Raw genomic sequence first — 23,018 nt, 5'->3', positions numbered from 1 at the left:
TGAACCATTACGATACTTTTCTGAACTCAAGGAGCGAGCATGAAGCGACGCGAGGTCATCGCACTTCTGGGGGGAGTGATGGCGACGCCACTCGCTCCGTACGCTACGCGCGCGCAGCAGGATAGGGACCTCCGGCGCATTGGCGTGCTGATGCCGTACGCCGAGAGCGACCGGGACGGACAAGCCTTCATCGCAGCGTTCCGCGAGGGACTTCAGAAGCTAGGGTGGACGGAGGGCCGCAATATCCGCATCGACTATCGCTGGGCGCCACCGGGGGATGCGAAGTTGAGACAGGGACACGCCAAGGAACTGGTCCTTCTGCAGCCCGAACATTACGCAAAGCACACCCACCACGACGGCGCTGATGCAACAAACACGCACAATTCCCATCGTGTTTGCTCAGGCCATCGACCCGGTCGGCAGCGGTTTCGTTGCGAGCTTCCCCCAGCCAGGCGGTAACGTCACCGGTTTCATCTCTATGGAGCCGACGCTCGCCAGCAAGTGGCTGGAGCTGCTCAAGGAGGTTGCGCCACACGTCAATCGGGTCGCGATCCTGTTTAATCCGATCACGGCGACTTATGCCGAATACTTCCTAAACCCTTTCAAAGCCGCCGCTGCGCACTTCAACGTGGAAGCGATCACGGCCCCGGTACGCGACACATCGGAGTTCGCATCAGTCATTGCGGCACAGGCTCGTGCGCCGAATGGCGGCCTTCGTGATGCCGGATACCTTTATGAATGTCCATCGCGTGGAGATTACATCGCTGGCGGCTCGTTACCTTCTACCGGCCGTTTATCCATTTCGTATCTTCGCTGAGGCCGGCGGCCTGCTGGCCTACGCAAATGACATTCTCGACAATTATCGGCGCGTCGCGACGTATGCCGATCGCATCCTCACCGGCACAAAGCCGAGCGATCTTCCGGTCCAGGCTCCGATCAAGTTTCATTTGGTGATCAACCTCAAGACTGCCAAAACACTCGGCCTCACCGTCCCGCCTACGCTGCTCGCGAGCGCCGACGAGATAATCGAATGACGCTGTGCCATGTCCGCTTCTGATGCTGTGGACGGCTCCTCCACCGGCACGTCGGTGCCATGGATGTGGGCGCTGTTAAGGCTCCCACGATTCAGAGGAGCGAGCCATGCAGACGATAACGACAATCGGTCTAGGGGGCCGGCAGAAATCGAAGCGACCTTTACAGTATCGCAAAGGGCAGCCCCAATGCCCTCCTTGTCATCAACGATGCGACGATTATCGATATGCGAGAGCGCATAGCTTCGCTTGCCCTTTCGCATCGCATTCCCGTTTTTTCTTCAATCCCGGAGATGACCGATGTCGGCGGCATCGTCGGATACGGCACCCCACGGGCCGACCTCTATCGCCGCTCCGCCTATTACGTAAAGCGAATTTTGGATGGAGCCCAACCTGCTGATCTCGCTGTCGAGCAACCGACGCGGATCGAGTTATCTATCGATTTGAAGACCGCTAAGGCACTTGGTATCACCATTCCTGACACACTGCTCGCGCGAGCGGATCGCGTAATAGAGTGATTTAGTAGCCTGATCTTCTGAATGCTCATGATCTGGCAAGATCACGCCCAATGTCTGCCACTGGCACCTTTCAGACATGCCCACCGGGGTAGTGATCCATGTGCGATCGTACCGCACTGGAGGCGGCCGGTTCAACTTCCTCGCATGTCGTCGGCCAATTCGCGATATTGCATTGCGAGCCGGGAGTACATCTCGCGGTTCGATCTATCTGCTGCCAACTTGCCACGCCGGTCGCAATCGTATGCGAGCGTTTCAAATCGTTCCAATTGTGCGGGATAGCGCGCTGCGAGATTACGGCTGGATTTTATGTTTCGGCTAACATCGTTATTCAGGATAACAATTTCACCGCGCTGGCCCAATCGATGTGTGGAGAGGGTTACCCGCTTCTCAATTGAGAGCGCCTTTCTTCGACCGCCCTGATCGCCATGTTGGTCAGCCGCATTCGACTCCTCACGCCCGCCCGCCATGCGTTCGCTATGGCGTTAGCAGCTAAGGTCTGCGCGTCCCCCGGAAATTCACGGCTTGGTCGGTGCGAATGAAATAGTCCAGCTCGATATCGAGCGCTTCGTCCATCACGTTGTCGAAATCACCATGCGGCCAAGGGTACATCGAACGAACCGTAGGCAAGCAGCCGCCCTCGTGCACAAGGTACTGCTTGGAGCTAAGCCTGCCGATCTGCCAGTTGAGCAACCAACAAAAAGTCGAATTTGCAATAAACCTCAAGACGGCCCGACAACTCGGATTAACGTTCCCGCCGACGGTACTTGCGCATGCCGATGAAGTGATTGAGTAAGGTTGGGCCATGTCCGTTCCTGGCACTTTTCGGACATGCCAAGACGGCCTTACGATGTCCGCTCACCGGGGCAAAGCCGACCTCCCGGTTGAACGCCCGGACTTCTCACTTTGACCCATAGCGGTCATCACGCTGAGAGGCCAAGGTCATCTAGCCCCTCGGCGACGCGATCGAGAAAGTCTTGGGTGAAGGGAAGGGCGTGCACGATCTTGCCGATCGTTATATCTGGAGAATAGCGACGAAGCGCCTCCAGTGAATCCAGGGCCGCCAACCGATTCCCAAGTCTAGCATACGAGACAGAAAGACTGCGATTGATCCATGCCGTGGCTGGATCCTCTCGCAGCGCTGCTCGCTTCCATAGAGCGGCATCCTCATAACGGCCAGCGTTAAAGTGAGCACAACCGAGACCGATCAAGCGGCTCGCGTTCGGTCGCAGCCGATCGAGCCTCGTTGCTTGGTCGAAATGCCTAACGGCGGCTTCTCCGTTTCCCAAATAGGCATTAACCCAGCCGCTGCGCTCCCAAGCCCAGACAAGGCTCGGATCTAGGTTTAGAGCACGCGCGATGAGGGCGCCGGCGTGATCCAGTTGACCCGCCATTGTGTGAACCGCGCATCGAGCCGTCAGAACGATCGTATCATCTGGGTCAAGGATGCCTGCGCGTTCACTAAGGAGCAGTGCGTCACTTCGCGCTTGATTCGGTGACGGAGTGCCATTGTGCAAGACAAGTTTCGCATAGCACCATGCTGCCAGTGCTGTTGCAGGCGCATAGTCTGGCTCGATTTCGATCGCGCGACTCAGAAACTCGAGGCCTTGTTTCGCAGCAGCTGGATTGGACGCAAAAACAAATGGAAACGCGCGCATTGTGAGGCCGTACGCAGCGAGGTTCTCAGGGTGTTTGCGGCGCGCGCGTTCGATCTCCGAACCACGGATATGAGGCAGGATGGCCCGCATCACACCCCCCGTGACGCGATCTGCCAACTCAAACAGATCCGTGATCAGTCCGTCGTACGTGTCCCCCCAAATGTGAACGTCCGTTTCCGCGTCAAGCAGACGAATGATGACGCGCACACGGTTTCCGGTCTGAGCAACTCTTCCGGCTAGCAGATAGCGCGTGCCTACGTCACGGGCTGCTTTCAGTGGGTCGGCCATCCTGACGCGAGAAGGCTTCGGAACCGTCACTGAAAGGGAGCGCACTCGACACAGGACTGTCGCGATTCCCTCGGCAACGTGCTCTCCGAATGCTCTGCAATCTGGATCGATCGCAGAATTCTGCAGGGGCAGCACGGCGATCGAAGGTCTGTCCCGCCAGCTACTCGGCGCAACCGAAATACTGCTGGTGTCGTGGGGCGCCTGGTTTCGAGGTCGGTTTTCCCGCTCGCGACGCTCAAGACGGCTTCGCCGCAACGTCTCCGAGGGCGTTTCCCCAAAATGTCGGCGGTAGTCCTGCGCAAACCTGCCAAAGTGACCGAAGCCAAATCTTGCTGAAACTTCTGTAATGGAGATGTCATTCGAGCCCTCCAGCAAGCACGCGCGCGCAGCTGCTAAACGTAGCTGCCGCCAGAACGTGAGCGGGGAAACAGCAATGAATGCCCGAAAATGCTTGCGCAGTGTTCGTTCGGGAACGTCGCAGTGCGCAACAAGGTCCGCAATGGACATGTTGCTGTTCACATGACCCCGAATGTAGTCGATCGCTTTCTTGAGGCCGTGCGGTATGGGCCGATGAAGCGCTAACACGCCCAAATCGGAAGAGCCGGCCAGCTTTGGCTCGTCTACTTTTGCCTGGGAGCGTGCCATGGGCTCACCGCCGTTCAAGTGCATAAGAGGAGGAAAGCCAAGGATGCCAATAGTAACACAAATTGGGGGCCGGTTGGGGATAGTCAGGCCGAATGCGGATATTCACAGAAGTCCGCCTCAGCGATGCTTTCTGATTGCCGGTGGCCGGTACAACCCAAGGTAACAGGAGGGTATCCATGCATCAGAGCGCTATTATCCGAACTGCCGCGGCGCTGATCGCAGCGGTTGCGGTGGGCATCTCGGGTGGCCAGATCGCGTGTGCGCAACAACAACCGATAAAGCGCACGGACCTGCTCAAGACGCACCTCAGCGACGTAGAAGGCAAAGAGATGCAAGTTTGGGTGGCGGACATTCCACCGGGTGCGGCAACCGGGCCGCACTTTCATCCGACTCCAAGGTTCGTCTACGTCCTCGAGGGTGCTGTTGTTTTGGAACTAGATGGGAAGCCTGCGCGAACGTATACGGCAGGTCAAGCCTATGTAGAGTTGCCTGGCGAGCGCCACAACTTCAGGAATGCTAGCACCAGTGAACCAGCTAAAGCGCTCGGTTTCCAATATATCGGCAAAGATCAGCCACTGCAAATCAACGCTCCCTGACGTTCCTCTCCAGAGGCGTGGGGCAGCCGTCAGATCTGCTGGCACTTCCGAGTCTGGCACTTATCAGACATCGCGATGGATGCTGAAATGTCCGCTGTTGGGAGACGAGCAGACATCGTCGTACCATTCCCTGTGACCAAAAACGGAGCTGCTGACGCTTGCTCCGCCACTGGCCGACTTCTTCCATAACAACTGATTTACGAATGACAGCTGACTGCGGGTTTATACTTAAACAGCAATCCGCTGTTCAAAGGAGTGAAAATCTAAACGCCGATGAGGGATCAAATTTGCGAGCCGATTGACACTTCGGCGGCTGAAGCGAACTTACAGCGCTTCCTTCTCACTAGTTCTCGATCCAAACTGTCATGCTCGGCTCAAGGTCTGCCGGCTCTTCTATCAGCGTATGAACGGGCCTGGTTAAGACGCGCCCTGAGGTTGCTGGCGTTACACCTTATGGCCTCGTCGGGGCTGCCGGGTTCGGTGCCGTACTCCTCCAGACAACGCGACTTAATGCCAGCAATCCGGATGCAATTATTTTTGTTGCGCTCCGAGCCAGCATGCGCGCCGGGACGGCTTCACTCGGCCATAGAAACCAGTTCAGAAATCAGCGTTTCGGCGAAGTATGGCTTACGTAGGAATCGACTGTTCGGAGGCATGTCCTTTTCGGACAACTGAACCTGACCGGAGACAATAATGATTTTGATGGGTGGCCAGCGATTGCGCACTGCGTGGGCTAGCTTCAAGCCGTTTATGCTTCCGGGCATGTGGATGTCTGTGAATAGTAAGGCCACATCTGATCGCGTTTCAAGGATTGCAATGGCTTGGTCTGCATTCGCGGCTTCGAGTGCTTCGAAGCCCGCATCTTCGACTAATTCAACTGCCATGCTGCGCAGCAGTTGGTCGTCTTCGACTATTAAGACGATTGGCATCGCGGAGCGATGAGCCATACTCATACTCGACTACGACTGAAACTCTGCACTGATCATGTAGGTAATCTGATAACTTAGGGTTCGTTCCTGCTAATTTAAAAGATAATATCATCGACTTGCACGCGACGGAGATGCAGGATCAACGATCCAAGGTACCAACGGACGCATCGTGAACGTTTCTCCCGGCATCATCCCCGAAAATGAATTGCACCGAATCGCAGCCGTAAAGCGATACGACATTCTCGACACGCCGCCGGACGGCGCCTTTGACCGCATCACCGCCATCGCGGCCCGGCGGTTCGACGTTCCTATCTCAATTATCAGTATCGTCGATCATGACCGGATCTGGTTCAAATCACATCATGGCTTGGACGTGAAACAAATCGGTCGCGACCCCGGCCTGTGTGCATCTGCAATTCTTTCGGAAATGCCGCACATCCTCTCGGATGCCGCACTCGACCCCCGTTCACTGGCGAACCCGCTTGTGGCTGGGGAGTTCGGGTTGCGCTTCTATGCCGGCGTTCCGCTGCGAACTCGGGATGGTTTCAATCTTGGAACCCTTTGCGTTATCGACCAGGAACCGCGCCTGGTCGATCAAAAGCAAATTGATGATCTGAGGGATTTGGCATCCGTCGTGATGGATCAGATGGAACTTCGCCTATCTGCTCGGCAAGCCATCGGTCAGGCCCAACTAATGGCTAAAGAAATCGACCACCGCGTCACTAATAGCCTACAATTTATCTCCGGTCTGTTGATGATGCAGGGCCGCACATCGAATAGTGAGACGGCAAGTCACTTGCAGATGGCGGCCAACCGCGTAGCCGCGGTTGCTCAGGTCCACCGGAACTTTTACACGAATGAAGCCGAAGAGACGTCATGCATCACTTTCCTGCATCGCCTCTGTGCCGATTTATCCGGAATCCTGGGAACGCCGATCGAAGTGCATGGCGACGAAGGAAAGGTGCCAACCACTCGGATCCAGCCGATTGGCCTGATTCTCAACGAATTGGTGACGAACGCGGCAAAACACGGAGCGGGCAGGATCAACGTCGAATATACGATTATTGATGGTACCCATGAACTTAGCGTTTGTGATGAAGGCCAAGGCTTGCCGAAGGACTTCAATCCGGCTGGGACCGCAGGTCTTGGGATGAAGGTGGTCACCACCCTTGCAAAGCAACTGGGGGGCCAAATGACCGCGCAAGGTAACCCGGCAGGCCAGGGTGCCTGCTTTAAGGTCGCCTATCGGATGTAGCTCTTAATTCCTTGCGTGCTGTTTATTCAAGCGATTAAATGGGCTCACTTGTTTTTGGCATGAAACCGACCTGCCGGCTGAGCCAGAGAATGTCTGCTCATCGTGGTAGACCCGAAGTGACCGGCGGATCGTCAACCGACGCGATTGACCCAACCCGGAGGGATCGGTACTGGAATGTTTTGATCCGCGTGGCTTGGTTTGATTTTAGCAGTGCTTAATTCGGAAAAGCCCGAGTGACCAGCATCGCGGCAATCAAAGCACCCAAGGACAGAGCGACCGATCCGACCATATAAGCACCGGCCGCCACAGCTTCGCCCCTCTCCACTAAATAGAAGCTGTCGAGTGAGAACGTTGAGAACGTGGTGTATCCACCACAAATTCCAACGATGAGAAAGATGCGCATCGCCTGCGGCAAATCCCATTTCGTTGCAAACAACCCAATGAATAGCCCGATCAGGAATGATCCGGTCACGTTGATTATTAGCGTGCCCCAGGGGAAGTTTATGCCGAACATTTTGCCGGACCAGATGCCGACAAGATATCTGGCGACCGATCCGATTGCGCCACCAGCGGCTACAGAAAGAATGAATTGCGGGGTCATTTGCACATGCTCCTGACTGCGCTCTCGCGCTCGGCAGGAGTCATCAGCCAGTCCGACGGTTTTCGGGGGACCCCATCCCCTTAGTGACGCCGCTGATCGTTTTGATCTTCGCGATAATCGACCCAATATCGTTTGAGGACACTCGGGCCAATGTTACGGTGAGGTCGTCCACCTCGGCATCGCGCCATCGCTAGAAATCGCTTGATCGGACCGTTTCGTACCTTTAGTGCATCTTTCAAAATCACCGGCGTTAACGCGCCACGTGCGGTTTCTATGACAAGCCGACGCGTTTGATTACGGTCACGATACGCTTCTTCCAGCGGCTTCACGCCAGCAAGGATTGCAAGAATGATCGTGGTTGAAAGACCGGCTGCGAAGTAAAGACGACCGCCGACGGCGAGACCAATGGCAGCAACCGTCCAAATGCTTGCCGCCGTCGTGAGCCCTCGCATGATTTCGCCGTGCGCCAGGATTGCGCCAGCGCCAAGAAATCCAATTCCCGACACAACCTGCGCAGCAACCCGTGAGGAATCGAGGACAACGTGTTGAGCCGACAGACTGTCCGCAAAGCCGAAAGCGGACACGATCCTGAACAGGCACGCCCCGACGCAAGCAGCATATGCGTCCGGATGCCCGCCGCCCATAGCAGACGTTCGCGCTCGAAGCCGATCAAGCTTCCAAGAACGGCCGCTAGCCGCAACCGCACTAGCGTCTCCCAGTTCGACAAAAGCGTCACTCTGCATCTCCTCTGCGGGGCCGCGCCGACCTCGCGCTGTGACTCGTGGAGTTATCTACTTGGCGCAGCGCATCAGGATTTTAATTATATAAAATTTCAGTTATATGCCCGAGGCTCCCGAGGCGGTGCGGAACAGCATGGCGAAGTCGTCAAAACTCATTGCAGCAAAGCGCGGACGGATTTTGTTGGTTGGAAGAAGGCGCGACCGGTTGTGGATGTTTCCGGGGGGCCGCAGGCGTGGCCGGGAAACCGAAAAAGGTTGCCTGCGGAGGGAAATCCGGGAGGAGCTTCCAAAGCTCAAACTGGGGCGCTTGAAGCTCTGGAAGGAGATCAACGTCAAGAACCTCAGATCAGGACGGAAGATGAGCGATGCGATATTCATCGCAGATAAAGTCTCCGGTCGTCTCGCCATCGGTGACAAGCAGGAAATACGGCGACGTGGCATACAACGCGCCCGCGCGGCATCCGGTCAACACCGACCTCTCGTTATATCCGCGACAAGCTGTTCCCCAAGCGAAGCTAACACTTCCGCGTTTGGCACTTTTCGGAAGTGGCCGATCTGACGAGTGAAGTCCGGTGTTGGGGGAAGAACAGAAGTCGCATTTTAGGGTCGCGAGGGCGGCTTTTGACCCAGGCTGTGTAAAAACACTGGTGCTAGAGGTTGGCGCGGGCAGTCGGCCCGCGCGGCTTACTTTAAGCCCGGATCGCCTCCGTCAAGCCACCAACGCCCAGAATGCTGATTACTCTTTTCATGTTGTAGGCCAGGACGTGCAGCGCCATTTCGGTACCGACATGCTTGAGCGTCTTCATCTGGAAGTGCGTCGCTCCCATCCAGGACTTTATGGTCCCGAAGGGGTGCTCGACAGTCTGGCGGCGCACCCGAATCTTGCCCGGATTCCGATCGAGCCGCGCTTGCACGGCCTCAAGGACGGCTTCGTGCTCCCAGCGTGATATCCGCCGCTCCTTGCCTGTCGTGCACTGGCCCTTCAGCGCGCAGCCTTGGCACGCGTTGGTCCAGTACCGCCGCAGTGTCTTGCCATCCTCTTCGTTGGTATAGTGATAGATTAGCTGCTCACCGGCGGGACAACGATAAACGTCGTCTGCCGCAACATAGACGAAGTCCTGCTTGCCGAAGCGTCCTTTGGCGTTGAGGCCCGAGGTCATCGGCTTCGGCAGATAGACCGTGACGCCGGCTTGTTCACAGGCCGCAATTTCCCTCGCCGCTATAGAGACCCGTTAAGTCCCGGCAGGCCTGCTTGCGCTCGTCGAAGAGGTGGTCGAATACTTCTCCGACTTCCGTTGTTGGCTGCGGCAGCAGGTTGGCCGCGATGACTGGAAGCGGTACCTGTCAGCCATGGGAGAATTATGTTAAAGTGCGGCGGCCCAGTGAGGCTGTCGTCGTGTCCGTCCCGGGTGTGGCTCGGTCCTGAAACACCAATCTCGGAATATCTGAAATGGGAACGTTCGGTGGCTATCAACCAAATGCGGGTCGCAAGAAGGGCGGCATCAACGCCAGGACGGCAGCTCTGCGGAACATCGCAGACGAGGCATTAGCCGCGGGCATCACGCCGCTTGAGGTCATGCTCCAGAACATGCGCTTCTATCACTCCGAGGCGGAGGCGATATTGGCCGATCTGCTCAAGGACCTTGCTGAGCACAGCAAGACGCCGGAAGAGTTGATTAGCGCCATGAAGGAACTGGGTTCATTCAAGGAGAAGGCCCAGCGATGCGCGGTCGACGCCGCTCCCTTTCTCCACCCCCACCTCAGCGCCGTCAGTGTCAATGCCAACGTCAAGGTGAACCGAAACCTGCTGATTCAAGAAGGGATGGCGGTGGACCAGGCGGCGTCGCTGTTCTTGGCGACAATCAACGATCCCGAGATGTTGTTGCTTGCGGATGAGTCGTTGCCGGTAGGCGAGGACGGCATTCTCGACGCAGCGCCGGGAGGTGCAACCCCAGACGGATCTATTAGAGAATGACCTCCCCAGGATTGGCCGTCAAGTTGGCATGCCCCTCGTGCGCGTCGGATTACACGAGTCAAGCCGGTGCATTCGTCACCTGACTGCTGCGCCATTGAGAGTAGCAACGCAAAGTCGTTGTGCCTGCACGATGGTGGCGACAGTGGATCGGTCGGGCGACATCTCTCCCGCCACCGGAGGCAACAGGGGCAACAGGGAGCAATCTCTCTCCGGTCTAGATAATTTGGCGCCAAACTTCACATGAAGGGTTGTTTTTGCCCCCGTTGCCCCCGTTGCCCCCAAGGTGGCCGGGAGACTTCAGGTCATGCCGCCTCTACCCACCAGGTTGCGACGCCCTTTTCGTTTGATTGGTTCATTAGACAATGACCATCGACAATGCGTTCTTTGTTCATTTTAAACCATCTGCCAAGGGTCGTCATATCGATATTCGATCCATATGAATTGCCGCCCTTTATCATGGACATGGCGGCGAGCAGAGCGGCATGAAATTTAGGATGCCTGAGGTCCCCGTAGTCCCGCTCGGCCGCCTTGGCTGCTGCATGGGCGAGCGTCACCCGCCTTTCAAATCCGATCCCAATAATCTGCGACCACGCTCTGACTACGTCGCTCAGTGCCACGCGCTGAGGATCTTCGGCACGTTGCGACTCCATTGATTTAACTGGATCGTCCTCACCGAGCCAGATCAATGCTGAGCGCACCGTGTCGGACCAGCCCTGAAACGATGCCAGCCGCGGAGCTAAGCTGGGTCTACCGGCAACAATGTAGGCTCGACAAATCGTCAAGCAGGCGGCGATGTATCTGCCGCGATCTTCCAAGATCTTTGAAATCGGATCCCCCTCGTATTGTCGTAGCTGCGGGTTCTCCATCTTGGCGTTCAATCTCGACTTTATGGTGCGCCGACATAGGTCACCTACAATAGAAATATTGTTGCCTGAGGCAAAAATCGTGACGCCGCCCGTTTCGATTCGAGCTATGACAGAGCGGCCAAGTGGACGGATATCAAGAAAGTGCTGCTCGACCGCCTGACACAAAAAGTCGCCCTTCAGTTCGCCATTGAGATTATCGATGCTTATCAGCGGCTGTCCGCTTAGCATCACACCGACAAGGCGTTTTTCAGTCTCTTCGTCATTGCTGGCCGCGATAACGGGAATGCGCCGCTGTCCCGATGAGATAGCGGCGGCCAGATCCCACAGAAAACTTTTGCCCGTTCCAGCAACGGGGGCTGATGATGCGTGCAGCGGGGCGACGGGAAAAGCTGCACGGACGACCGGCGTAATAAGACCAGAGAGCGCCACCGATTTTGCCACTCCATCGACGAAAGGAGATTCCCGGATCAAGTCCGTAAGGAGGGCCAGGGCCTCCAGTGCGTCTTGGCGCGTAGGACTATCAGGGATAGGTGGCATTTTTGGCGGTTCGATCAGCAGCAGCCGTGTCGTCGGGTCGTAGCCTTGCTTGGTCAGAAGCGTACCGTCCGGTCTCATCGTCGGAGTTGCAATCACACCCGCAATTTCCGGAAAGGCCCAGATTCCGTCACGGGCCAGCAACGTCTCTGCCACATTCAGCGGCGGCGTGGCCCGGTTCCACTTATTTGCGCGCTTATCGTACCTCTTCCAGATCGAGTGACGACAAATCGTGTCGCGCATGTAGATAGGCGTGATCGCTCTCAATTGTGCCGTTTTGGTTAAATGACCGTGTGCCGCTTTGACGGTCCTGATGATGGGGCGAACCAACTCGCCACCGCGTTGATAAAACGGTACCTTGGCATTGATCAACATCGTCTCGGCGGCTGAGGTCAGGACCGAGATTCGCGGGGTTATTTGGATGACCGGCAACTTATTGGCAACCGGAGCTTCGTTTGCGTCGCGTTCTTCGGCGTTACTCCAACGATTGTCGCGGCTCGCATCGCCTTTGTCGTCCACCGCATCGTCATCGTCGTCGTCACTTCCTCCTTCTGAATCTTCATCGTCTTCGCCTATCCCGTCGTCTTCATCCACAACGATGCCCGTCGTGCCGGATAACCAGGCGACGGCCTTTGTGAAATCAACTTGCATCCGCGCCATGACGAGGTCGATCGGGGTAAACCCTTTTTCGAGCCCGAAATCATAGATGCCGTCTGGAAGGGCCGAGAGATCCTCTTGGAGGTCGCGCCCCAACCATTTGCTGGTGACGCGATAGCCGGTCTGATAGCCGGTCTGATATGGCCTGGCTCCATCGGGAGAATACAGCAGAGGAAACCAAACGGGCAACATCTGAAGGAGCTTGTTGTTGAAGAGGCGCCACCTGCCGCTGCTCGCGCCTCTCGACCACTCACCGTATCTGTTGGAGACGGACCATTCATGGTCGGATTTCGGCCCTTCCCTGGGCGTCGGTACTTCGCTCGGCCCCTTGCTTGATCGGTTGCAAACGATGTCGAGTAGCGCCTGTGGGGCATCGGCGATGGGGTGGCCTTCATTGAGCCAGCAATAAACGCCGCCGGGTTTGTCTGGCTTGTCGGGGCGCACTGACGGTGGCGCTATTACCATCCCGCCATCCCCTTTACAGTCGACTCCCGGCCCTAGGATGTTGCTGCTGCTCCAGACCTTGATGCCGGGGCCGGGATGTTTAAAGTAACGGTGCACGCTCCCGGTTGGGCTGATTGCCATCAGTGTCGGCGGTAACTCATCGTTGGCTTCCTCCCACTGGGCCAAACTCGCAGCGCCATCGACGTCGTGGCCGATCTTGGTGTCGCATTCGAGAACGAAAAGGCCGGACACTTCGCCCGTTACGATAGCGACATTGCAACCCCTGAATCTCGCAAAGTCACGTCCGATCTCTTCTGCATCGACCGACATTCCCCAGGGCAGCCCACTAGGGGTTTTCTCCGCCGATTTGTGGGACTTCTTTTCACCGGATTTATGGGCGGGAAAGACGTGCCACCCGCGTGCAGCATATGAAAGCGCCGCGGTCAGCATCGGCGGGTCGGTACCGGTGTCGTTGAGACATACAGCCACGCGTCACAGCTTTCGCATTTGAAACAAGTTAGCAGCTCGCGATAAGCAGCCGCTACCGGCTCGAAGTCGCGTTTGCCGAAATTCTCCCATTCATTGTAATGCACGGCCTTATTGATGGCCCATTGCTCGACCGACGAACTCGCATTCGAGGTGGAGAGCTTGGTCTTAAGTGTCGCCGCCTCGGTCTTGGCCTTTTCATTCCCCCAAGACTGCGCCGCATCGGCCGCTCTTCCGCAGAGAGCCTTGAATCGTGCCAAAACAGGCGGCAGCAGGTCATTGAGCTCGTATCCGCCGTCGGCACGAAAAGTGACGGGCGCACCGAGCTGGTCGGCGAGATTGCGCGACACATATTCCAGATGGCGCCGCAAGGTGCCGGCCGCGACACCGATCTTATTCTTGGCGAGTGCGGCGGCGATTTCATCCCACACTTCGACATTCGATTCGACAAGCGGGCCGCTTTCGATGCTCCAGCTGTGGAAGGCGAGGGATGTCTTTCCCGTGACAAGACCAGCCGATTTCATCTGCTCGGCCCATGTCCGGTCGTGGGTCGTGATGATGAACTGCGTATCCTTGAAATGCGTTTTGAGCAATTTACAGAACTGATAGCGATGTCCGGAGTCCACCGACATGACGACGTCATCGAGCAGCGCAAAGGTGAACTGATCGCCAAAAAGGCGCTTCATCAGGGCGAGATACAGGCAGACGCCCATGCTGTCCTGGTGACCTTCGCTGTGAAACGCGCCGGGCGGATACAGGCCGCGTTCATAGAAATTAACGTCAAAGTCCAGCTTGCCGGCACTTGGCGAAAGCTTGGCGGTGAATTTGCCTTCATCATCTTCATTGATCAGGCGGTAGTAGGTGCTGAAATCCTCCTGGACATCGTCGTAGAGCGCCTCCAACTCGGCATCCATGACTTCGCAATAGATCGTATAGGCGCGGGTGGCGGCTGCGACCGCGATATCCGCGGCTTTATCGGCGCGCATGGCTTCACGGTAGTCGTTGAGTCTGATCTGTGCTGTTGTCAAAAACGTTTGCGCGTCGATCGTCGCCGACTGGTCGGGGAGATCGCTTATAGACTTGGAAAAGGCCGCCAATGCCTTGTCGAAGCCTTTGGGTCCGACATACCATCCCGATTTGATGACCGCGCTCACCTCATAGAGCCCATCGAGGCTGCGCAGTTTCGCAGAAAATTTGGCAAGATCGACCGACCAGCGGTCAATCAAGGACCCAAACGCAGCGTCGCCCTGGGCCGTGACCAGCTTCCTCATCGTGGCGAGCGTGGCCGCCCAGCCAGAGATCGCCCTCTCGATCGCGCCCGCATTGGCGAAAATCAAGGTTTGGAGCCGCTCGGCCTCTTGCGATTTTTCCAATTTCGCCGCGAGATGATCGCGCAAGTGACGTTCACTTTCCCAGGGCAAGTCACACAGAGGACAATGCGGCCCATCGACCAGGTCTATGCCCTGCTGGACAAACGTGCGGCGGCGTAACGCTGCAAGCAGAGCGGCATCGGCGGCAAGGGTATCGAGCGCCTCAAGCAGTTCGTCACTCTCATTCTTTGCTGCGTCGGGCAGCGCCTTATGCTGCTCGCTCAGCATGGCGAGATCGCGCAAAGCGGATTGCTTGTTAAGTTGTGGAACTGGGGCACTGGAGGTGAGACCCGCATCAAGTTTCGTGTCGGGTCCAAGCCTGTCAAGCAATGCAAGCCCGAGCAGTTTGCGGCGAACGTTAACGGCGGCCAGCAAATCGTCGGCTTTCAGAACCGGGATCTGTGCATGACCAAGAAGGCTGCTTCGGTTCGCGTTAACCTGCGCCTCGGAAGATCGTTTGACCGCGTTCACGCGGTTCTGGGCGGTGTTAAGTGCCGCTCGCGCATCTCCGATTTCATCGAGCTTTAAGATGGTTTGAACTTCCTCGGCACGGCGCGTCGGCTCGACGAGGATGAAGCGCAGGATGTCGCGCCGTGACAGCGCGATTTCGGGATGCTCGGCGATCTGCTCAAAGGCCGCTTTGATGGCAGCATCGGCAGGAACGATCTTCGGTTTCTTCGGTGCCGAAATCTTCCGGGTGATGGTGGCCGACTTCTTCAGGCCGGGAAAATAGACCTGCAGCTCGACTAGGGCGGCGTCCGGAAACCGGGCTTGATCGACATGTGGGCCATGCTCGGTAATCGAGAGGGATTTCGTGCCGGTGCCGGAAAGGCGGCTGATCCGGCCGGTCGTCACTGCGAGTTTTGTTATCATCTCCAACTTGCTGTCGAGGTACATGGGTGGCAGAGTCGTCGGCGGCTGGCGCGATTTGCTTGAACGAGTCGATGACACACAATACCGCGCCACTTTACAGAAACATTGAAACCTACAGGTGGCGCCCGAAAGCAAAGAACGTGGGTAATTCCTCGCTGGCCGCCGAGCACACCGAGCCGCGGCCGGCATGTCCCATAGCATTCGATGGGCGAATTACCCGCAGGGCAACCCAGCGGCTTGAATCGCTGTATTTTGCGTCGCACAACCGACCGTGCTTGCACGGCCTTTCATCCTGCGGTTGACTTCAGCGATGAAGGGCAGGGCGGTATTTGTTCTCTTGGGTCTGGGCACGATGGGGGCCTATCTGACCGAGACTCCGACGCCACTTGCCGAGGTCCTGATCGGGCTAATCGGCCAAGAAGTAGCACCGCTGGCGCTGTCGGCAACAAAGGTCATTCCGACTTCGATGGATGACTTGGATGTCTGGGAAGGCAAGATCGAACAAGGAGTGGCTGGTGATCAGTCAATTCCGGAAACGGATCGGTTGGCGATCATCCGGGCGCGGAAGGGGCAGGGCCTATTCAAGGACCGGGTGCGCAGGATCGAGTCCCGTTGCCGGGTCACGGGTGTAGAAAATCCCGTCCATCTGGTCGCGAGCCATTGTAAGCCATGGCGCGACGCGACCAATGAGGAGCGATTGAACGGCGAGAATGGGTTGTTGTTGACGCCGAGCATCGATCACCTGTTCGATCGCGGCTTCATAGGGTTTGAAAACAACGGGAGACTGATTATTTCTCCAGTTGCGCATCACCCCTCACTTCAGCGCATGGGCATCGATACTACCGCGGACGTAAATGTCGGCGCGTTCACAAGCGGTCAAAAGCAGTTTCTCGATTTCCATCGAAGCGACGTACTGCTTAAATCCATTCGGTCTTAGAATTCGTTCTTAGATGCCGCCAGCCGAAGTGCGTAAGTTCCATAAAAATGGATCAGCGAATTCCCGCTCTGACGGGTTTGGCGACCGGCTACTGCGGAATGCGTAGCCTGGAGCGCTGTTGGCTCCATGCCGCGGGCAGAGGCTTAAGCAACTCATCAAGTTGAAGCGTGGTGGGTTGGCGTCCGGTCAGGATCGCCTCGATGATGTCTGGTGCGAGCAGGGTCAACCGCAAGATGCGGCTCAGATAGGAATCGTTGACCTTCTCCGCTTTGGCCAGTTCTGCGGACGAGGGGTACTTGCCGCTCTCGATCATTTGGCGCCATCGGTGGGCGCGGACGACGGCCTTGACCAGGGCGCTGTCCACGCGCGGGGCGGGAGACCAGGGCGCCGCTCCTGCAGGAGACAGGATCTGCTTGCGACCGGCCCGCTGAAGAAAACTCACGGCAATGCTGACCATCGCCGTGCGCCCATCCTCGCTGATGAGGGTTTTGCTGGCTAGAGGGCTGGTCGTCATGCGGCATCCTGTTGGGTGGCGGAATTGCCGGCCAACTCGCCGATCAGTGACGTCACGCCCGCGATCCGGAGCTTGATATCAACGCGGTCCGTCCGGACATCAACCCGCTCGACGAGGAGTTCAATGATACGGGACTGTTCAGCAGGGAAGAGTTCATTCCAGAGCGGTTCGAAGGCCAGCAGCGAGTTGCGGACGTCAGACTCGGTCAAGCCCTTGATGGATTTGCGAGCGCTGCGCCAAGTCTGGACGATGATTTCGGGGGAGAGAAGGAGAAGGCGGACCTGGTCAATCACGATCTTCTCGATCTCAGCGGCGGGAACGCGTGCGACGGGACAATCGCCGGCGCCCTGCTTTAGGACGGTCTGGCTCAGATAATAGCGATAGAGCTTGCCATTCTTCCGTGTGTGGGTTGGCGACATCGCGACGCCAGAGGGACTGAAGATAATCCCCTTCAGCAGGGCGGACGTTTGTGCCCGTGTACCAGCCGCTCGTTTGCGAGGGTTTTCCTGAAATCTTGCCTGTACCTTGTCCCAGATCTTGCGATCGATAATGCCGCTGTGCTCACCGGGGTATGAGACGCCCTTGTGCATGGCCACACCGACATAGACTGGATTATTGAGCATCTTATAGAGCATGCCCTTGTCGATCAGCTTGCCGTACTTGTTACGCATGTTTTCCGCGACTAACTGCTGCGCTAATGTAGTGGCCGAGCCGACCTTGAGGAAGCGGTCGAATATCGAGCGGACGAGCTTGGCATCCTCATCGTTGACGATCAGCTTGCGGTCTTTGACCTCGTAGCCCAGCGGCGCCCAACCACCCATCCACATACCCCGCTTACGGGATGCCGCGAATTTATCGCGAATGCGCTCACCAATCACCTCACGTTCGAACTGCGCAAAGGACAGCAGAATGTTCAGCGTCAGGCGGCCCATCGATGTGGTGGTGTTGAAGGATTGTGTCACTGAAACAAAAGTGACCTTGTGTTGATCGAATACTTCGACCAGCCTCGAGAAATCCATTAGCGAGCGGGACAGCCGGTCGATCTTGTAGACCACCACGATGTCGACCTTGCCGGCCCCGATATCAGCGAGCAGCCGCTTCAGCGCAGGCCGGTCCAGGCTTCCGCCGGAGAACCCGCCATCATCATAGCGGTCGGGCACAAGGAGCCAGCCCTCGGCGCGCTGGCTGGCCACGTAAGCCTCACAAGATTCCCGCTGGGCCTCAAGGGAGTTGAACTCCATCTCAAGGCCTTCTTCACTGGACTTGCGGGTATAGACGGCGCACCGGAGCTTTTGCAGCGGGGCGGGTGTGGTGGGCGGCTTCCTGGTCATGCAGCACCGCGGTGGTTCCTTAGCCCAAAGAAGACCCAGCCGTTCCAGCGGACGCCTGTGATCTCCCGGGCAATGGCGGAGAGGGATTTATAGGGCCGTCCCTGATAATCGAAATCGTCCCCGCGAACAGTGACCGAGTGCTCGATCCCCTGCCACTCCCGGACTAGGCGGGTCCCCGCGATCGGCAAGCGTTGGCTCCGTCCCTTCGGCTTCTCTCCGGGCTTGCCGTCGTATTGCTTTCCCAGCGCCCGAAGCCGCTCGACAGTTTCCTTTTTCAGTCCACCATAAGCCAACTCCTGAATACGATAGGCTAATCGGCTTTCCAGGAAGCGTCGGTTATAGGGCGGCGGTTCCGTGTCGAACAATGTACGCCATTTAGCCTTTAGGGTGGGGGCAGTTGCGCCCTTGAGGGCGGCCAATTGGGCTAGAATCGGATCAGTCATGGGAGGCCTCAGCGGAGTAGGGAGGCACACCACCGCTCTGGTCGGGCGAGAAGTGGAACTTTCTCCGAAATCGGCAGGTTTTCGGCTGGACTTCCGGGCTTCGAGACGCGTGAGGCCGGTAGCCAGAATCTCGGCGATTTCGTCGAGATGGTCGCATCCATCTGGACCGACGATGCGGCGTGCAGGCCCTTCGACGGAGAAATTCACTTTCTGCAGCTCCGCTCCCAAGCCTCGATCATTTCGATGGGATAGACGACACGGTGGCCAAGCTTCAAATAGCCCGGGCCAATCCCTTCCTGTCGCCAGCGCTGTAGGGTGCGGTGCGAAATTGAAAGGCGTCTTGCTAATGCCTTTTCGCTTAAGTGCTCATTCATCGTCAGCTCTCCGCGTTAGTACTCGTGAGTACGCGGGGAGTGTGCTGATTCGCGGGGTCTTCGTCGGGGGGCTTACGGAGGGTGCCGGGCGGTAGAAACAATCGTTGGAAAGACAAAGAAATTTCAGTTGTGGCTCTTCCCTAAGCTCCCTCGGAGGTTTCCGGGGGTGCTTCGAGGGCTAGACGAAACATCCCCTTACCATCCGATTGGATGAGCGCTTTGCCATCCTTCCGGCCCTTCAGCACATCATTCATCTTGAATTGGGCCGAGCCGGCCAATTCCAGGACCTGTTTGCCGTTGCGCCAACCGTGTCCATCCCCAAGACGTGCAAGATGCAAAAGCCTCACTTGCTTCGGCGGAGTTTCCTCAGACCTGTCTTTCGTCGCGTTTTCGAACGTGTCGTCGAGGCGTGCATTGCGGCCGGTCTGGTTGGTGGCGAAGGTTTTGCGGTTGATGCGAGCCTGATCCAGGCAGATGCCAACAAGCAGCGTTCGATCGCAGGTCAGGATTGGCGCAAGGATCGCGATCCGGCGAGGTCCAGCCGCGCAGTAAAGGAGTATCTGGCGACCCGCGACGATACCGCATGGGGCGCTGCCAGCGACGTTGTGCCGAAGTTCGTCTCGCCATCCGATCCCGCAGCGCAGTACCGCGTAGCGTCGGAGTTGCGTAACCAGCGTAAGGGCCGGCAACTCAAAGCCGGTCGCCCCTAGTCGAAGGCTGACGGGCATCAATCGCCCGCAGCCTACTTTTGCAACAAAATCGGCACAAAGCGGAAATGGCTGTCATGATGGGCGGCGTCGGCCGTTGAGGCAAAATCGAACGCGGTATTCTTCGTCGTCTCGGCCAGTGGCCTGCTTCTTCCATAACATCTGATCAGCGAACGACGGCTTCCGGCGAAAGCGGCCATCCAGCATATTATTGACGTCGCCTAATGCGAATACCGGACCCGAGTGATATGGCCGGAATCCGGAGCTCGTGTCGGCTTTACCGGCGTCGCTTGGCGCAAGCGTTGAACAGCAGAGACTTGGGGTCGAATATCTGGGTAACTCCGGACAAATTACCTCGTACCCACCATAATCAGCTTATGAATACAGACCCATCGGTCCTGTCGCGATCCTGCCACCTGAGAGCGGTCGCCAAAGCTTCGGCCCGGCTAGCGGACACAAGCTATAATACTTCAGCGCGAACCAGCGCCACGCCACGGTCCGTAATCCCTAAATGACGCGCAGCGCCGAGTGAAAGGTCGAGGACCCGGCCGCGAACCCAGGGTCCCCGGTCGTTGATACGAACTACTACGGACTTGCTGCTCGCAAGATCAGTTACACGAACTCTTGTACCGAACGGTAGGTTGCGGTGGGCAGCGGTCAGTGAATTCCGAATGAACGGGGCACCGCTCGCTGTTTTTCCTGTCGGATATGAATAGTAAGAGGCTTTTCCAGAAAAAAACCGGTTTGAAGATCGAGGGGCTGAGCGCTCTTCCGGACGACGAGCCGTCTCCCCTCCGGTCGGAGGTTGCTCAAGCGGAGGATCCTGTCTGGGCTGGTCCTGTGCCTCGGGTGCCGGTTCTGCGTGCGCTTTTGGAATGATAGACCATCGATCAAGAAAGGTCTGTGCTGAAGCAGAATCTACGTTTACGCACAACCAAACCGGTACTGATACGATTGCAACTATTCCAAAAATAGGGCGCATGGGAGGGCCTCACAAACAAATAGTACAAATGAATAACGCAAGCTGTTCAGGCTCGGTTCCTGTCATGCAGGCGATGAAGGGATATATACCGATGCTTCCAACTCACACGTTTGGTGCTTTAGGCGCCGCAGCAACCAACGCCTATTTCCGAGGTATTGCTTAAGTGAGAGTTTGTTAGGCCTTACTGCACGCGCATATCTGTTGGCAGTTTTCGGACCTGGCGCTTCCGGTGATAGGGGCGACGCGACGCCGGTAGTGCAGGATGACGGTGACGGCAACCGACTGCGTTTAGTATCCGGAACGTGAGCCGTCAGTCAAAGCGTAATGCGCGCGCTATCGCCCAGGATGTTGCGGCTGAAGTGATCCGGCGTGCATGCGCTAGCAGGGCAAGTGCCGGCGGAGAACTTGCGTACGTCATCCATCTCATCGAGCCGCCGGCCGCAGAGGAGCGGCTGCACCTGGCGGCTTGCCGGCTGATGCAGCAGCCAATCGTGCTGGTGCCCGGCAAGTGCCTAACGATTGAGGAATGGGTGCAGCGCTATGCGAGCCAAAGTAGCGTGCGCGATTAAACGGCCACAATGGGTGAATGGTGCGCTCATTTGCTGATACGCCGCGCCGCCCGGCAACGTACATGAAAGGATGGCCACGCAGCGAGGCTTCCGCTGTCGCGAAGCCCCATAAAATGACAGTGAATGTCCGCGCTGTTGCAACATTGAAAACAGCAACTGTGTTGCTCTTGTTTACGCTACGACCAAACCGCATACGGTGGTATGCCCTTTGGACATGGAGCGCGCGATTGCATATCTGAGGGTCTCTACGCAACGCCAGCACCGCTCTGGTCTCGGGCTTGATGCTCAGCGGGCGGCCATCGAGCGCTTCGCTGCCAATGAATCCGTCACAATTGCGGGCGAGTATATCGAAGCCGAAACCGGGAAAGGGCGCGGATGCCCTGGAGCGGCGCCCGCAACTGGCGGCAGCACTGGCCGCGGCAAGGCTGGGAAATGCTGCGTAGTTGTTGCCAAGCTCGACCGCCTGTCGCGCGACGTGGCCTTTGTGGCCGGGCTGATGGCTCAACGAGTGCCCTTCATCGTCGCCGAACTCGGCCGAGATGCCGACCCCTTCATGTTGCATCTTTACGCCGCGCTGGCCGAGAAGGAACGGCGCATGATCTCGGGGCGGACAAAGGCGGCACTGGCGGCAAAGAAGGCGGCGGGAGCGACTTTGGGCAATCCGCGCAATTTAGCGCAGGCGGGCAGTTTCGGCCGAGCGGCCCTGATCGAAGGCGCGGATCGGTTTGCGGAGAGCTTAGTGCCTGTCGTCCAGGCCGTGCGGTCTGAAGGGGCCACGACCCTGCGAGCAATGGCGAAAGCTCTGAACAGGCGAGGCTTTAAATCCCCACACGGCGGCGCATGGCATCCGTCATCGGTTACCAATCTTTTGGCCCGGTCTGAGAGCTTTTTATAGACGGGAAATTCCCTTTGACTATCGCGCTTGGAACCACACCCCCTTGCGGAACTTGTCCTTGATGGAAAACAGCAAAGATCACGGGATTGTCCAGGATGAGCGCGGGCAAGACCAACCCAGAGACAAAAAGCGCGCTCAACAGTCCTCAAAGACTCCTGCCGCGGGACCGCATGCCAAACCCGAGTTGACCGACAACAGCAAAACGCCAGGTACGGGTGCACTTCCTGAGCCCGGAAAAAGCGACGACAGCACGAGCGGCTAACCTCTCCTTGGATCGCCTGTCTCTTGGGCTATGATGAAAAATGCCGATAAACGTCCTGTTCTCCTGCCCGACATGCGGCGAAGTCTATGAGGCCGCTCAACAACTCAGAGCGAGCGGGGAGCGCCATCCCGGTCAATATATCTGCGCGTCCTGTCGCACCGCCGTGCTGGCTTGGTCTGGCGCCTACGAATACTTGGACTGGAAACCGCTAGAAGCGGTGAAGTAGGAGCCACAAGCCCTAGCGGATTGACTCTTGGTTCTTGGTTCGTTCTAATCTGACATCATTATTTATAGAGCGACCCATGCCGGACCTCGACTTCGTCAGGGCTGAGATCGAGCACATGCGCGTGCAGGTCAGCCGTCATCGCAAGGAAATCCTCCAGCTCCAGCGGGTGGGGATCTCGACCGCCTCGGCTGAGCTGCTACTGGTCAGGATGCTAGCGAAGATCGATGCCCTTTGTGAGCAGAGAGAGAAGTTGAAATGCGAACAGCCAGCGCTTCGGAGAGTGCTGGGGGGTGGGAAATGGTAGCTCTCAAATAC

Annotated in this window: 20 protein-coding genes, 4 pseudogenes and 1 riboswitch; of the genes and pseudogenes, 11 read left to right on the top strand and 13 right to left on the bottom strand. The window is 57.4% G+C overall.

Features of this window, described 5'->3' with window-relative positions:
* The first annotated feature begins 331 nt into the window (after nt 1-331).
* The 3 genes from JQ611_RS26560 to JQ611_RS26550 all read left to right on the top strand — a co-directional run bounded on the left by JQ611_RS26560 (nt 332) and on the right by JQ611_RS26550 (nt 1,549).
* A complete protein-coding gene (locus JQ611_RS26560) occupies nt 332-817 on the top strand; it encodes an ABC transporter substrate binding protein (protein ID WP_312012187.1) in 486 nt (161 codons plus the stop codon).
* On the top strand, nt 705-1,034 hold the full coding sequence (locus JQ611_RS43085) for an ABC transporter substrate binding protein (protein WP_409411299.1): 330 nt from the start codon (nt 705-707) through the stop codon (nt 1,032-1,034). Before JQ611_RS26560 ends, JQ611_RS43085 begins: the two co-directional genes overlap by 113 nt.
* A 167-nt stretch (nt 1,035-1,201) precedes the next feature.
* Nucleotides 1,202-1,549, top strand: coding sequence for an ABC transporter substrate binding protein (locus JQ611_RS26550; RefSeq protein ID WP_212467078.1), 348 nt, complete (start codon nt 1,202-1,204; stop codon nt 1,547-1,549).
* A 489-nt stretch (nt 1,550-2,038) separates the two neighbouring features.
* Here JQ611_RS26550 and JQ611_RS26545 read toward each other — a convergent pair whose 3' ends face one another.
* Nucleotides 2,039-2,353 (bottom strand): hypothetical protein, encoded by a 315-nt coding sequence (locus JQ611_RS26545; RefSeq protein WP_212467051.1) that lies wholly within the window; start codon nt 2,351-2,353, stop codon nt 2,039-2,041.
* Between the two features lie 116 nt (nt 2,354-2,469).
* Nucleotides 2,470-4,137 carry a helix-turn-helix domain-containing protein gene (locus JQ611_RS26540; protein WP_212467050.1) on the bottom strand — a complete coding sequence of 556 codons (1,668 nt, stop codon included), beginning with the start codon at nt 4,135-4,137 and terminating at the stop codon, nt 2,470-2,472.
* Nucleotides 4,138-4,313: 176 nt separating this feature from the next.
* Here JQ611_RS26540 and JQ611_RS26535 point away from each other — a divergent pair, with 176 nt between their 5' ends.
* Nucleotides 4,314-4,733, top strand: coding sequence for a cupin domain-containing protein (locus tag JQ611_RS26535; RefSeq protein WP_212039247.1), 420 nt, complete (start codon nt 4,314-4,316; stop codon nt 4,731-4,733).
* 575 nt (nt 4,734-5,308) lie between these two features.
* Here JQ611_RS26535 and JQ611_RS26530 read toward each other — a convergent pair.
* Nucleotides 5,309-5,680, bottom strand: a complete 372-nt coding sequence (locus JQ611_RS26530) for a response regulator (RefSeq protein ID WP_249133464.1) — start codon at nt 5,678-5,680, stop codon at nt 5,309-5,311.
* 151 nt (nt 5,681-5,831) lie between these two features.
* On the opposite strand from JQ611_RS26530, the gene JQ611_RS26525 reads away from it, so the two are divergent.
* Nucleotides 5,832-6,917 (top strand): histidine kinase dimerization/phosphoacceptor domain -containing protein, encoded by a 1,086-nt coding sequence (locus tag JQ611_RS26525; RefSeq protein WP_212467049.1) that lies wholly within the window; start codon nt 5,832-5,834, stop codon nt 6,915-6,917.
* 214 nt (nt 6,918-7,131) lie between these two features.
* On the opposite strand, the gene crcB is transcribed toward JQ611_RS26525, so the two are convergent.
* Nucleotides 7,132-7,518 (bottom strand): fluoride efflux transporter CrcB, encoded by a 387-nt coding sequence (crcB, locus tag JQ611_RS26520; protein ID WP_212467048.1) that lies wholly within the window; start codon nt 7,516-7,518, stop codon nt 7,132-7,134.
* Nucleotides 7,519-7,545: 27 nt separating this feature from the next.
* A riboswitch (Fluoride riboswitch) is annotated at nt 7,546-7,607 on the bottom strand.
* Nucleotides 7,598-8,254, bottom strand: a pseudogene (locus JQ611_RS26515) (MgtC/SapB family protein); the annotation flags it as partial. Its footprint overlaps the riboswitch before it by 10 nt.
* A gap of 137 nt (nt 8,255-8,391) precedes the next feature.
* Between JQ611_RS26515 and JQ611_RS26510 the strand changes: the two are divergent.
* Nucleotides 8,392-8,777: pseudogene (locus JQ611_RS26510) on the top strand (NUDIX hydrolase).
* A gap of 170 nt (nt 8,778-8,947) precedes the next feature.
* Here JQ611_RS26510 and JQ611_RS26505 read toward each other — a convergent pair.
* Nucleotides 8,948-9,469: pseudogene (locus JQ611_RS26505) on the bottom strand (transposase); the annotation flags it as partial.
* A gap of 239 nt (nt 9,470-9,708) precedes the next feature.
* Between JQ611_RS26505 and JQ611_RS26500 the strand changes: the two are divergent.
* Entirely contained in the window at nt 9,709-10,233 is a 525-nt protein-coding gene (locus JQ611_RS26500) for a hypothetical protein (RefSeq protein WP_212467047.1), read from the top strand.
* Nucleotides 10,234-10,535: 302 nt separating this feature from the next.
* Here JQ611_RS26500 and JQ611_RS26495 read toward each other — a convergent pair whose 3' ends face one another.
* Together JQ611_RS26495 and JQ611_RS26490 are read right to left on the bottom strand one after the other, a co-directional pair.
* Entirely contained in the window at nt 10,536-13,223 is a 2,688-nt protein-coding gene (locus tag JQ611_RS26495; RefSeq protein WP_212467046.1) for a bifunctional DNA primase/polymerase, read from the bottom strand.
* A complete protein-coding gene (locus JQ611_RS26490) occupies nt 13,178-15,487 on the bottom strand; it encodes a chromosome segregation protein SMC (RefSeq protein ID WP_212467045.1) in 2,310 nt (769 codons plus the stop codon). The genes JQ611_RS26495 and JQ611_RS26490 overlap by 46 nt, the downstream gene beginning before the upstream one ends.
* 286 nt (nt 15,488-15,773) lie before the next feature.
* Here JQ611_RS26490 and JQ611_RS26485 point away from each other — a divergent pair, with 286 nt between their 5' ends.
* Nucleotides 15,774-16,400 carry an HNH endonuclease gene (locus JQ611_RS26485; protein WP_212467044.1) on the top strand — a complete coding sequence of 209 codons (627 nt, stop codon included), beginning with the start codon at nt 15,774-15,776 and terminating at the stop codon, nt 16,398-16,400.
* Between the two features lie 88 nt (nt 16,401-16,488).
* Here JQ611_RS26485 and JQ611_RS26480 read toward each other — a convergent pair whose 3' ends face one another.
* From JQ611_RS26480 to JQ611_RS26465, 4 genes are all read right to left on the bottom strand, one after another.
* A complete protein-coding gene (locus tag JQ611_RS26480; protein ID WP_212467043.1) occupies nt 16,489-16,914 on the bottom strand; it encodes a hypothetical protein in 426 nt (141 codons plus the stop codon).
* Nucleotides 16,911-18,245 (bottom strand): recombinase family protein, encoded by a 1,335-nt coding sequence (locus tag JQ611_RS26475; RefSeq protein WP_212467042.1) that lies wholly within the window; start codon nt 18,243-18,245, stop codon nt 16,911-16,913. The genes JQ611_RS26480 and JQ611_RS26475 overlap by 4 nt, the downstream gene beginning before the upstream one ends.
* Nucleotides 18,242-18,688: a DUF2924 domain-containing protein gene (locus JQ611_RS26470; RefSeq protein ID WP_212467041.1), complete on the bottom strand. Its 447-nt coding sequence runs from the start codon at nt 18,686-18,688 to the stop codon at nt 18,242-18,244. The genes JQ611_RS26475 and JQ611_RS26470 overlap by 4 nt, the downstream gene beginning before the upstream one ends.
* Nucleotides 18,689-18,891: 203 nt before the next feature.
* The gene (locus JQ611_RS26465; protein WP_212467040.1) at nt 18,892-19,062 is read right to left on the bottom strand and encodes an AlpA family transcriptional regulator; all 171 of its coding nucleotides are present in this window, start codon (nt 19,060-19,062) and stop codon (nt 18,892-18,894) included.
* 374 nt (nt 19,063-19,436) lie between these two features.
* Between JQ611_RS26465 and JQ611_RS41880 the strand changes: the two are divergent.
* Nucleotides 19,437-19,709, top strand: a pseudogene (locus JQ611_RS41880) (IS5/IS1182 family transposase); the annotation flags it as partial.
* Between the two features lie 520 nt (nt 19,710-20,229).
* On the opposite strand, the gene JQ611_RS43080 reads toward JQ611_RS41880, so the two are convergent.
* Complete coding sequence (locus tag JQ611_RS43080) at nt 20,230-20,751, bottom strand: septal ring lytic transglycosylase RlpA family protein (RefSeq protein ID WP_212467038.1); 522 nt, start codon at nt 20,749-20,751, stop codon at nt 20,230-20,232.
* 783 nt (nt 20,752-21,534) lie between these two features.
* Between JQ611_RS43080 and JQ611_RS26450 the strand changes: the two genes are divergently transcribed.
* Both JQ611_RS26450 and JQ611_RS26445 read left to right on the top strand, forming a co-directional pair.
* Nucleotides 21,535-22,215, top strand: a complete 681-nt coding sequence (locus JQ611_RS26450; protein WP_249133473.1) for a recombinase family protein — start codon at nt 21,535-21,537, stop codon at nt 22,213-22,215.
* Nucleotides 22,216-22,779: 564 nt separating this feature from the next.
* The gene (locus JQ611_RS26445; protein WP_212467036.1) at nt 22,780-23,007 is read left to right on the top strand and encodes a hypothetical protein; all 228 of its coding nucleotides are present in this window, start codon (nt 22,780-22,782) and stop codon (nt 23,005-23,007) included.
* Nucleotides 23,008-23,018: the final 11 nt, after the last annotated feature.

Source organism: Bradyrhizobium sp. AUGA SZCCT0182 (genome assembly GCF_018130185.1).
Taxonomy (GTDB): domain Bacteria; phylum Pseudomonadota; class Alphaproteobacteria; order Rhizobiales; family Xanthobacteraceae; genus Bradyrhizobium.
This window is presented reverse-complemented; position numbering and strand designations above follow the sequence as displayed.